This is a genomic window from Vagococcus intermedius (assembly GCF_029144185.1).
GTDB classification, from domain to species: Bacteria; Bacillota; Bacilli; order Lactobacillales; family Vagococcaceae; genus Vagococcus_D; species Vagococcus_D intermedius.
The window spans coordinates 359,533-371,935 of sequence record NZ_CP110232.1 but is presented as its reverse complement, the minus strand read 5'-3'; the positions used below and the strand labels follow the sequence as shown (position 1 = coordinate 371,935).

Below are 12,403 nucleotides of genomic sequence, written 5' to 3'. Positions count from 1 at the left end.
AGATAATGTCTATTATTACAGTAACCCTAGTCATCCTGGTCGCATTTTTAGCCGGAATGGAAGGAATATTAGATGAATTTCAATTTCATCAACCAATTATTGCGTGTACCCTTATTGGTTTAGCAACTGGCCATATGGCTGAAGGTTTATTTTTAGGAGGAACTCTACAATTAATCGCCTTAGGTTGGATGAATATCGGAGCTGCCGTTGCACCTGATGCCGCACTTGCTTCGATTGCAGCTGCGATTTTAGTAACCATGAAAGGTGCTAGCGTCAGTGAAGGGATTGCCCTTGCGATTCCATTAGCTGTAGCTGGACAAGTATTAACTATTTTTGTTCGTTCAATCACTGTTGGTTTGGCTCATGGAGCAGATAAAAAAGCTCGTGAAGGGTCATTCCGTGGTGTTGAAATGTTTCATATGATTGCTCTATGTTTACAAGGAATTCGTATTGTGATTCCAGCTGCTATCATCTTAGCCGTACCTGCAACTGCTGTTACAACAGGTTTGGCAGCCATCCCTGATTGGGTAACTGGTGGCTTAGCTGTAGCTGGTGGCTTTATTGTAGCTGTTGGTTATGCTATGGTTATCAATATGATGGCAACACCTAAATTATGGCCTTTCTTCTTCTTAGGATTTGCCCTAGCTGCTGTTTCAGAATTGAACTTAATTGCAATGGGACTTATCGGTGTTGTTTTAGCTTTAGTTTATTTACAACTTGCACCTGAATTTAATGGTGGCAATAACAACGGTGGTAACAATAACTCATCTGGTGGCGATCCATTAGATGACATCTTAAATGACTATTAAAAAGGAGCGACAAGACAATGGCAGAACAAAATAATTCATATAAATTAACGAAAAAAGACCGTTTATCAGTGTTCTGGAGAAGCCAATTCTTACAAGCTTCTTGGAACTATGAACGGATGCAAAATGTTGGCTGGGCTTATGCAATGATTCCAGCTCTAAAAAAATTATATACAACTAAAGAAGACCGTGCTGAGGCATTAAAACGTCATCTTGAATTTTTCAATACACATCCATATTTAGCTTCTCCAATCTTAGGGGTAACCTTAACACTTGAAGAAGAAAAAGCAGCAGGTGCAGAAATTGATAATGCCGCTATCCAGGGCGTTAAGATCGGTATGATGGGCCCACTTGCTGGTGTCGGTGATCCGATTTTCTGGGGAACAATCCGTCCAGTATTAGGTGCATTTGCCGCTTCAATGGCTTTATCAGGTAATATTATGGGACCTATTATTTTCTTCCTAGCATGGAATTTAATTCGTATGGGCTTCCTTTGGAACACACAAGAACTTGGTTATCGTCAAGGTTCTAACATTACCCAAAACTTAGGTGGCGGTGTGATGCAAAAAATCACACAAGGTGCTTCAATATTAGGTATGTTTATCATGGGGGTACTTGTCCCACGTTGGACAACCATGAATTTTCCAACCGTTGTCTCAAAAGTCGTCTTTGATCCAGCAAAAAATGCACAAGATGCGGATAAAATTGTTGATTTCACTTCTTTAATTTCTGGTGCTAATCAAGGCAAATTAGAAACAAGCCAAATTAGAGAAGTTGCAGCTCAGATTCAACAAGGTCGTAGTATTTCAGGTGAACAAGTCACAACACTTGGTGATATTTTCAATCAACTAATCCCTGGTCTAATGCCACTATTATTAACGTTCTTATGTATCTATTTATTACGTAAAAAAGTTAGCCCTATTGTTATCATCTTCGGTTTATTCGTTGTAGGTATCTTGGGTTATGTTTTAGGAATCTTTGCTTAAGTAAAAAAACGGTTGGGATGCTTTCCCACCGTTTTTTTGTTAGACTAAACATATTAACTCTCCGACAGAAAGGATGATTTTAAAACAATGACCGCAACTTTTAATACAGAAATTGAGCTGGTAGTGAAAGCAAATTCTTTAATTAATCCCATCTCACCTAAAAAAGGGATGCTTTCCTTAGGGGAGAAAGGAATCGAATTTTTAGCTGTTAACGGCATAGGTTTTATTCAAATACCTTGGGAAAATATTGTTGTAGTAAAGGCCCATGTCCTCTTTCATGGACGCTATATTAGAGGCTTTGATGTTTATACTGATGATCAGCAAATGCTTTCTTTTGTTACTAGCAATACCAAACAAGCACTCATTATTATGCGTGAACATCTAGGTAGTGATAAATTACGTCAAGCTAATAATAATTTTAAAAGTTTACTTAACCGAAAAAAACACAAATAAAAAAACACGTCTAAGACGTGTTTTTTTTATTTAAGCTTCTTCTGAAGATAAAACAAATTTACCAACTAAAGCTGCTAATGCGCCACCAACGATTGGAGCCACAATAAATACCCATAATTGTGATAGTGCTTCGCCGCCTACTAATAAGGCAGGTCCAATACTACGTGCAGGGTTAACAGATGTTCCTGTAAGTGGAATACCTAATAAATGAATTAAAATTAAAGTAAACCCAATGATTAAGCCTTCCATTTTGTTAATACCATGTTTACCAGTCACTGTTACAATAACTAAAACAAAAACAAATGTTAAAATTGTTTCCGCGATAAAAGCACCAACGGCTCCTAAATCACCAAATGAATTTTGTCCTAAGTTATCAGTAGCTAGTTTTGATGTTGAAAGGAAGTATTGTAATGTTAATGATCCTAAAATAGCTCCAACGATTTGACTAATAATATAAACTAATCCTTCTTTCACATCCATACGTTTGTTGACAATCATTGAAATAGTAACAGCTGGGTTAACGTGACAACCTGAAACCACACCGATTGTATAAGCCATCGCTACGATTGATAAACCAAAAGCAAAAGCAACTCCTAAAATCCCTACACCTTCAGCACCTCCACCTAAAACAGCAGTACCTGTACCAAATAAAACAAGTACAAAGGTTCCGATGATTTCAGCAATTACTTTTTTTGACATATTTGTCATACTATCATCTCCTTTATTTTTTTATACGTTAATTGTAATCTAATAATGAAACAAACACAATATTTTTCATATACATTTTCATAAATATTAGTAGTTTTATTATAGAAATATCAAAAAAAGAGACCCTACTAGTCAGTAAGGTCTCTTTTTAGACATTTATTTATCTTCTTTTTTGTTTTTACGTCGCAAGATTGCAATCAAACCGGCACTTATCACGATCGCACCACCCGCGGCAATATAAGTTGTATTTTTCTCTTCACCTGTTTGCGGCAGTCTACTGTAACCAGAACTACGTTTATTGCTATTTGGTAATGAGAAATCCTTTGCTGTCTTAAATTTTTTACCATTTTTATCTAAACCAGAGAATTTTGCTTTAAAGTTTCCACCAGGTAATTTACCCAAATCACGATTTGATAGTGACCCTTTACCACTTAGAAGGTTTTTCCCTTTACGGTCTGTAATCGACCATTTTTTATCACTTAATTTTGGTAAGTGGCTTGATAAACTTCCAGCTAGATTACGGTCTTTGTCATACATATAAATGACTACTTGATGGCCCTTACGGAAAGTCCCTTCAGCATTAAATGGGGTTTTTATTAGACGGTAATTCGCAATTTCTTTAGCTGATGTCAGATATGATTCCCCAGGGTTCCCTGTTAATTTTTCATCAGGAGCGATACTCCGACCTAAACGGTCCACATATTTGACTTTAACCGTACTGTCAATTGTTGGGACTGCCAAGGTTGGACGATAAACATAAAAGACGTGCCCTGGTAATAATCTAAAAGTCCCAGTTGCATCATGAGGGATTTTAACTAATTTGAAGCCATCAAATTCTTTAGCAGTTGTGGTATAGTTAGTCCCTTGTTTACCTGTTAAAGTCTCAACTGGTGCTAATTCCTTACCTAAAAGGCTTAAGTAATGAACCTTGACTTTACCGGGAATATCTTTTCCATAAAGATAAATAACTTCTTTTGGAGCCTTACCATATTCCCCTTCAGTATTTCCAAGGATATTCACTAAGTGATAGCCCTCACGGGTTTGTTTAGTCGTACTATAAGACTCACCTGTTAATCCTTTAAGTTTTTCAGTTTTAAAGGTCTCGCCACCTAAAATTTTGTGTTTTACGACGACATGATTTGGCGTATAGATAAACTTTCTAGTGCGATCCTTATGGCCAAATTCCCCTTCAATATTACGTGGACTTTTAACTAAATGATAACCTGGAATATCGACAGCATATTGATTTAAATCATACTTATCGCCAGTCTCACCTTCAATCACTATAGAGTCTTTAACTTTCTTACCACTTAATGTTTCAAACGTCACTGTCATTTTAGTCGTGTCAATTTTTTCATACTCATACACAACACGTGTTGATTTACGACCAAATTCACCTGTTCCATTATCATGACGTATTCGCTTAAATTTATAACCAGAAATATCTTTTTTATAAGTTGAACCAGATACGTCATATGTGTCACCAATCTTACCAGTTACAATTTCGCTCTCAGACAGTTCCTTTGTTGGCTTAAAAGCATCGACATACTTAACAACGACTTGCCCTTGTTTTTCAGTTTTATGTTTATAAGTAAACGTCACCTCTTGCTCTTTATCCGTGACTGTCACACGCTTGATAATCTTGTCATCTTTACTCAAAACATAGCCTTCAATACCTGGTGCTCTAAGCGTTTCTTTGTGACCTTTTTTACCAATCACTACTTCATGGTCTTTAATTTCTTTGCCCTCTTCATCGACATAACGCACGATGATTGGTTGTCCATCTTCTTTACCAAGTGTTACTTTTTTATAAGTTAAGGTGATCGTTTGCGGTTTTTCGGAAAATCTCATAGAGCGATCCTGATCAGCTTGATCAAATAGATACCCTTTGATATATGTTGGAGTTACAACTTTCAAACGATTGACTTTACCTGTCACGATTTCGGCTTCTTTCAGTTTTTTGCCTGCCTCATCAACATACTTAATTGTAATTTGGCCTGTTTTTTTAGGATCTTTTTGACCTAACAGACCTGTTAACTCTTTATTACTACCTTTTTCTGAAGAGTGAGTTGACTCATTTGAGATTTTGTCTTCATCATCACTCGCTAACTTATCATCTTCTGTACTTGAAGAAGTTGTTTCCTCTTTTTCTTCTTTAGATGAGGAAGTTGCTTCCTCTTTTTCTTCTTTGGATGAGGAAGTTGTTTCCTCTTTTTCTTCTTCGGATGAAGAAGTTGTTTCTTCTCTATCAGCTTTTTCTTCATCTGGCTCTTCGCCTTTATCTGACTCTTTTTCTGACAGTTCTTTATAGATTAATTTAACCGTTTGTTCGTCAGTACTAATAGTGATTGACTCTTTATGATCACTTTTGACAAAATCATAGCCTTCAAGTTCTGCTACGTCAACTTTAATTTTTTCACCTTTTTCACCTTCAAGAACGGTTTCTGGTTGAATTTCTTTGCCGCTCGTATCTTCATACTTAATATGGATAGGCGCAGCTGGTTTTTTATAGATAAATTCTACTTTATTATCTTCACCATGTTCAATTTTCTTTTCGACTGATTCTGGCAACTCATAGCCACTAATATCAAGTGGTTCAGCTAATAAATCATCACCTGCTAAACCTTCTTCTTCTTTAGATGGTTTTAAAGTTTTTCCCTCTTCATCTAAATAACTAATCACGACTTTTTCCTTTTTGATATACGGAATTTCAATTGTATCGTCACTCGTTTCACCAACAATCACATGTTCTTCCAAGGCTTTATACCCTGTTATTTCTGGCACTTCTTCTTCATGATTGAGTGATGATAAAAAGGATACTTCCTTACTTGGCGCCACTTCTTCTTTTGTTTCTACGTCAAGGTATTTAATCGTCTTTTTAACTTCTGTACCGCTATATTTTTCTTTAATAACAGTGATATCTTTTGACTCACTAATGTTAGGTGTCCCTTCGACTGGTAAATCGACTTGTTTATGTAACTCGTCTAATAAATCATTGGCTTTAACATCCTCATCTTCAGGTACACTAATAAAGTTTGAAAAACCCATAATTGGAGCATCTAATTCTGGGAATTCTTTTGATTTAGCCTGAAATAAAAAGCCGTGTGCATCATCTTCATCTAATTCCACTTTATTTAGCGCAATTTGATAAGTTGGATTTCCTTTCACAACATCTGAAATATAAGCCTCTCCAGGTTGAACCACATAGGTCGTCTGGCCTTTTTTGATATCTTGATAGTCAATTCCCTTACCTTGTTCATTTAAAGCGTCTAAACGGTCTAAATGATTGAATAAACGGCCTTCTTCTTTTTGATATTTATCTGAACGAATTGTTTGACCTTCATAAACGTAATCTACTGTTACTTCATTGGCTTCTACAGTGATATTAGTTGCACAAAGAGGCAATAATAAAACAGCTGTTGAAAATAAAAATTTCTTCATAAGTCACCACTCCTTAAATTTATCATATCAAATGCCACTATCTCTGACAATTTTATTGCGTTATTTATAGGCTGATTTACTAGCCTCTTCTTAATGTCGACTATTATCTTACACCCAAACTTAGCAAGTTGCAACTTTTTTCTATTTTGTATCTATTAAGTTTTATAAAAACAAACTTAATAGACTGTTTTTGTTTAAAAGTCATCTAAAAAAGGTAACTATACTAAAAAAAGAGCAGCTTTCGCTACTCTTTTTACTCTTTTTTTAATTTGTAGGACGTAATACATCAAAACGTCCAGAACCTTTAATAGCTCCGCCTGTATCATGAACAACACCTGTTCCCCATGGTGTTTCTATCTTTTGACCCATTGAATAGATACTTGGATCAGCCGCTACTATTAAATAGCCATTTTCATCTCGGCCACCGTTTGTACGCGTCGATGTTCCATCAGCTGTAAAATCACCATTTCCCCATCCTTGAGCAGGTGTTGCATCATAATAAGTAAAGTGCCCTGTTGACGTTGTTTGAGTTGACCACGGCGTATTTGAGTTAGTTTTTGGAGCTTTGTCCTTAATTTCTTCTTTAATTTCTTCTTTCACTTCTTCAGGTGCTTCTTTTAAAGCTGTTTCAATTTGCGCATCCTTATCTACTAATGCCTCTTCTGGTGAGTCTACTTCTGGATTATTTTTAATATCCTCAGTTGTCGCTGGCTTTACTGTTCCATCAATACTTAAGTTTAATTTTTGACCAACAAATATCAGGTCAACATTTTTTATGTTATTCATTTCCGCTAATTCTGCTACTAAACCAGAATCGCCATTTAAACGGTAAGAAATTTCAGATAAAGAATCTCCACCTTTAACAGTATAAATACTATCTGCGCTAGCGTTCATCGCTACTAAACCACTAGCTAACACACTACCTAAGATTGCTGTTGACATCATCATTTTTTTTACTGACATAATTTTAAATCCTCCGTAAATTCATCTATTAGTTATAAGTTATTTTTATTTTTCAATAGACATAATTTAACATAGCCGTATTACACGGAGGTTACACTTTGTTTGCTATTACATCTCTTATTAGGTTGCTCATGAAATATTAGCACCATTTCATCCTGGTTTAACAAGTTTTTTTCGGAAAAAAGCTTGTTAAATCAAGCTTCCTTTCCTTTATTTCATATATTTCAATAAATATTTTTTCTTTATAAAAAATAAGAGTACACCGCTCTTAACTAAAAATTATCTTTAATTCACTGAAAAAAATAGTAAAAGTCTGACATTAATTTCAGTTATTATAACTTAAACTAAAAGTATTTTAGTAGACTTTTTAAAGTCTATTCTCCAAACTTAAAGTTATTCTAATTGAAAGGTGGAAATACTCCCATGCTAACACTAATATTGAAGACCAATGAATATAATCAATTGAATTTGTTGGCTTATTTAGCAGATAATAAAAAACATGCTTATCACACTATTGGAAAAGAATTAAATGTCACAAAAGATACCCTTCATCGCTATGTAAATAATCTTAATTATGATTTAAATACCACACAGGAAGACACCATCTACTATATATCTATAAAGAAACAACAGATTTTTCTAAACAAACATCCCGATTATTCAGTCTATGATTTAATGGCAAGATTAATTCAAAAATATTCATGCCTATCACCCATCTATCAGATACTTTCTGAAATGCTTTATCAACAATCGCAATCCACTCTACAATTGCTAAACAAGCTTAATCTATCTCATAGTTATTTTAATAAGCTCATAAAAAAAATTAACAACTTTTTAAAACCATATTATATTCGTCTATCACAAAAAAACCATATGATACATTGGGAAGGAAATCAGATCAAATTATTTTTTATTCAGTATTTGTTATGGTCTTATTTATTTTTAGTTGATCCTAAAATGATGGCACCTAGATTTATCCAAAGCCCCTTAAATTTCGTTTCATTAGACAATTATCCCTTTATCGAACACCCTCACATAAAGTTAAAATTATTACAACATACTGCTTATAATTACTTTGCCAAAAACGATCATATCGTATGTGACTCTGCTTTATACAAAAGCTTAAGTAATATCTTATTTTCTGAGCATAACTTATTAATTCCTAATCAAAAGAAACGCCTTTGGTTGCCCGAATCCGATAAATTTTTAAATTTGATGATTCATCTCATAGCCCCTTATCTTATTAGTAATCAGAAACGTGAAATAATCGGGAAAAAATTTATGGAACTAGAGCACCCCTCTATTCAAGCCTATAAAAATCGAATTACTACATTACTCGCATTAAAATCTGTACCACAAGATACAACTTATCATGAAATAGCTTACTTGCTTTGTTTACAACAACTATCATTAGAAATGGTTGGGACTAACTTTCAACATTTTTTTCAATTAACTATTTTACCCGATCCTTTCAAGCTTTCAAATAATCAAAATTTAAACCCTAATCTAGCTATTTTGTTAGAAAAAGATTGTTCCTATTATCCAATCAATAATCTTACTTATTTAGCTAGAATGACTTGCCCCAATCACGTCATTAAATTGAACATAAAAATTGAATTAAGCACTCAACTTCCTTATGAGACGCTATTTAAAAAAACAATTACCACACTCTTTAATGAAAATACTATTAAGTTTATTAGCTCAGATACACTTGCTGATATTATCATTACCGATCAAGTCGACTTAACTCAATCGACTGAACCTTATTTTTTTATGCCTGATTTATTTGATCCCTTAGCTTTGGAATCACTTTTTTTAAAAATTACTGTTCTTTATCTCTCGAAAGATAATAATACCCAAAATAAAAAAAAGAAGTAGCCTTAGCTACTTCTTTTTTATTAATTAGTTGGACGTAATACGTCGAAACGTTGATTTCCTTTAATTGCACTACCTGTATCATGAACGACACCTTCACCCCAAGGAGTTTGGACGTGATCTCCCATTGAGTAGAAATTAGTATCTGCTGCTACGATCAAGAAACCATTCTCATCGCGACCATTGTTAGTACGTGTTGATGTACCATCTGCAGTCCAGTCACCATTTCCCCATCCTTGTTCCGGAGTAGCGTCATAGTAAGTAAAATGACCTTGATCTGAATAACGAGTAGCCCATGATAAATCTGGGTTTCCTTGTTCAGCTGGTGCTTGTTTCTCTTCTTGAACAGGAGCTTCCACAGTTGGAATTTCAGAAACTGGTGTTTCTTCAACTTCTGTTTGTACTGACATTTCTTCAGTAACAGTTGTATTTTCTTCAACAGTTGGCACTTCTTCAACCATTGTATTTTCTTCAACAGTTGGAACTTCCTCGACCATTGTATTTTCTTCAACAGCTGGAACTTCTTCTTGTTTTGGTAATTCAATAATAGTTTGTTCAACAACTGCTTGTTGAGCTTCTGGTAAAGTTACCGCTTCTGCTGGTGACTCAACTTCAGGGTTCGCTTGAACATCTTCAATTGTCGCTTCTTTAATTGTTCCATCAACACTTAGGTTTAATTTTTGACCAACAAAAATCAAATCAACATTTTTTATGTTATTTACTTCTGCTAATTGTGATACTAAACCTGAATCTCCATTTAATTCAAATGAGATCTCTGACAAAGAATCTCCATCTTTAACTGTGTAGATACTATCTGCACTCGCTTCTGAAGCAAACATACCTGTTGCTGCTACTCCACCCAAAACTGCAGTAGATAAAAACAATTTCTTTTTCACTGACATTTATTATTCCTCCATAAACGATTTATATTCATTCGTTTTTCTCAATGAACGTAATTTAACATAAAATTGTTACATTCACATTACAAAAAGATTTCTTTTTGATATTTTATTGTTATTAAATTGAAATATAACACTTGAAATGCTATACTTTCCTTGTAGTCTTAAGGTTTTATAACTCCAAAGAAATTTTTATAAACTTTTACTGACAAAGGACTACTTCTCAATAAAAAAAGAATTCAGATTAATTTCTGAATTCTTTTTTTGTCCAAAATACACCACTTAATTTTCTTCTAACAACTTGATGATAATACTTTCGACATACGCCATGTGTTGGTGGATAATTGGAATTGCTTCTTGATGCCAAGTCTTCTCTTGCTCAACACTTGTTACACTCACTTCTAATTTTTCCCGTACCATCTTAACAAAGTTATCCTCTTGATCCTCACTCATATCAACTAATTGATTATAATAAAAAGCCAAGGCTTTATTAATCTCCCAGTAATTCGCTCTAGCCAAATCTAATGCCTTCATTTTCTGATCCATATTTTCAAAAAAGAAATTGGCCGATTTTTGGACATCTAAGGGACTGCTGCCATAATCTGCAATCGTGTCAGAAAAATGGCAATAACCTTCAACTGCCTGACCTGCACTGGTTTGTTTCATGAAAAAATCTGACTCAATTGCTGGATATTTTTCTAAAATGTCACTAACCTGTTCCATCGTTTGAGTATATGATAACTTACCTACTAATTTATCAACCATCTTGTCACACCTCTTCTGTACACTTATAAAATTAGTCTAGTTAAAGATTAAGTGACCTGACTCTAAAAGTCAATTTCTAAAAAAAGCTTCTATTTTTTAGAAAACATACTAAAAAACGATACTAAAAAACAATATGACAATACAACTCTTTTTATCCCTATATAATAGTAGGTTTTAATTCGTTTTTTTGTTTTTTATCCATTTATCGTCCTAGTTTAATCCGATAAAAACTCCCCCTTACTAAGGAATATCATCACAATATGGCGACTTTTCTCGAATTCAAAAATAATAGGCTTTTATTATTAAATCTTTGTCTATTTGTGTTAAACTAGCTTTATAAATAGTTTTCTATTAGTTATCAACTTAAATTACATGTTTGGAGGGTAGTCAATGAAAATCATGTCTGTTTTTGGCACTCGTCCTGAAGCTATCAAGATGTGTCCCTTAATCAAAGAACTTCAGTCACACACTGAAATTACATCAGTCGTATGCATCACTGGTCAACATCGTGAGATGTTAAAAGAAGTATTAGAAACATTTACTATCAAACCAGATTATGACTTAAATATTATGAAAAAAGAGCAAGATTTATTTGATATAACACTCAATATTTTAGATAAAATAAAAGCCATACTTATAAAAGAAAAACCAGATTTAGTCCTTGTACATGGTGACACCTCAACTACTTTTTCTACAGCGTTGGCTTGTTTTTATTTGAATATTCCCATCGGTCACATTGAAGCTGGTTTACGGACCTATAATATGACCTCACCTTTTCCTGAAGAATTTAATAGGCAAGCTGTTGGTTTGGTAGCAAACTATCATTTTGCGCCAACTGAGCAAGCAAAAAAAACACTACTCGCCGAAGGAAAAGATCCTAAATCTATTTTTGTTACTGGAAACACTGCGATTGATGCTCTAAAAACAACTATTAATCCCAACTATACTCACCCGATTTTAGAGTGGGCTGGTTCTAGCAGGATCATTATGATTACAGCCCATCGTCGAGAAAATATTGGGCAACCTATGGAACATATGTTTCATGCTATCAAGCGAATTGTCGAAGAGCATCCTGATATCAAGTGTATCTATCCCATTCATATGAATCCTAAAGTAAAAACGTTAGCTACAACCATTCTTGGTGAAAATGACCGGATCAAATTAATCCCACCAATGAACGTTATTGATTTCCATAACTTATTAAATAAAAGTTATTTAATTCTCACTGATAGCGGTGGTATTCAAGAAGAAGCTCCTTCTCTAGGAAAACCAGTTTTGGTAATGCGTGATACAACTGAACGCCCAGAAGGTATTGAAGCAGGTACCTTAAAGTTAACAGGTACCACTGAGGAAGAAATTTATAAACAATTCAAACTATTACTAACAGACAAGGTCGCTTATAATCAAATGAGCCATGCTACCAATCCTTACGGAGATGGGTTCGCTAGTAAAAAAATTATTGAGGCTTTACTCCAAAATAAAAAAGATTAAAAAAAGCCGTTATAGT

The 12,403-nt window shown here is 34.3% G+C and carries 10 protein-coding genes; 5 read left to right on the top strand and 5 right to left on the bottom strand.

Translation table 11 applies throughout. From position 1 onward, the window contains the following. Window positions 1-5: 5 nt before the first annotated feature. The 3 genes from OL234_RS01675 (at window position 6) to OL234_RS01665 (ending at window position 2,245) form a co-directional block, all read left to right on the top strand. Window positions 6-809 (top strand): PTS mannose/fructose/sorbose transporter subunit IIC, encoded by an 804-nt coding sequence (locus tag OL234_RS01675; protein ID WP_275469442.1) that lies wholly within the window; start codon window positions 6-8, stop codon window positions 807-809. Window positions 810-826: 17 nt separating this feature from the next. Further along, window positions 827-1,792, top strand: a complete 966-nt coding sequence (locus OL234_RS01670; RefSeq protein WP_275469441.1) for a PTS system mannose/fructose/sorbose family transporter subunit IID — start codon at window positions 827-829, stop codon at window positions 1,790-1,792. An 87-nt stretch (window positions 1,793-1,879) separates the two neighbouring features. Continuing rightward, window positions 1,880-2,245, top strand: a complete 366-nt coding sequence (locus OL234_RS01665) for a DUF956 family protein (protein ID WP_275469440.1) — start codon at window positions 1,880-1,882, stop codon at window positions 2,243-2,245. A gap of 30 nt (window positions 2,246-2,275) precedes the next feature. On the opposite strand, the gene OL234_RS01660 is transcribed toward OL234_RS01665, so the two are convergent. From OL234_RS01660 to OL234_RS01650, 3 genes are all read right to left on the bottom strand, one after another. Further along, window positions 2,276-2,944, bottom strand: coding sequence for an aquaporin (locus OL234_RS01660; RefSeq protein ID WP_275470093.1), 669 nt, complete (start codon window positions 2,942-2,944; stop codon window positions 2,276-2,278). A 165-nt stretch (window positions 2,945-3,109) separates the two neighbouring features. Next, the gene (locus OL234_RS01655) at window positions 3,110-6,394 is read right to left on the bottom strand and encodes a MucBP domain-containing protein (RefSeq protein WP_275469439.1); all 3,285 of its coding nucleotides are present in this window, start codon (window positions 6,392-6,394) and stop codon (window positions 3,110-3,112) included. Between the two features lie 264 nt (window positions 6,395-6,658). Next, window positions 6,659-7,357 (bottom strand): LysM peptidoglycan-binding domain-containing protein, encoded by a 699-nt coding sequence (locus OL234_RS01650; RefSeq protein ID WP_275469438.1) that lies wholly within the window; start codon window positions 7,355-7,357, stop codon window positions 6,659-6,661. A gap of 438 nt (window positions 7,358-7,795) precedes the next feature. Between OL234_RS01650 and OL234_RS01645 the strand changes: the two genes are divergently transcribed. After that, the gene (locus tag OL234_RS01645; RefSeq protein WP_275469437.1) at window positions 7,796-9,235 is read left to right on the top strand and encodes a helix-turn-helix domain-containing protein; all 1,440 of its coding nucleotides are present in this window, start codon (window positions 7,796-7,798) and stop codon (window positions 9,233-9,235) included. Window positions 9,236-9,255: 20 nt separating this feature from the next. Here OL234_RS01645 and OL234_RS01640 read toward each other — a convergent pair whose 3' ends face one another. Continuing rightward, on the bottom strand, window positions 9,256-10,134 hold the full coding sequence (locus OL234_RS01640; protein WP_275469436.1) for a LysM peptidoglycan-binding domain-containing protein: 879 nt from the start codon (window positions 10,132-10,134) through the stop codon (window positions 9,256-9,258). Between the two features lie 279 nt (window positions 10,135-10,413). Then, window positions 10,414-10,896, bottom strand: coding sequence for a hypothetical protein (locus tag OL234_RS01635; protein WP_275469435.1), 483 nt, complete (start codon window positions 10,894-10,896; stop codon window positions 10,414-10,416). 390 nt (window positions 10,897-11,286) lie between these two features. Between OL234_RS01635 and wecB the strand changes: the two genes are divergently transcribed. Further along, a complete protein-coding gene (gene wecB / locus OL234_RS01630; RefSeq protein WP_275469434.1) occupies window positions 11,287-12,387 on the top strand; it encodes a non-hydrolyzing UDP-N-acetylglucosamine 2-epimerase in 1,101 nt (366 codons plus the stop codon). The last annotated feature ends 16 nt before the right edge of the window (window positions 12,388-12,403 follow it).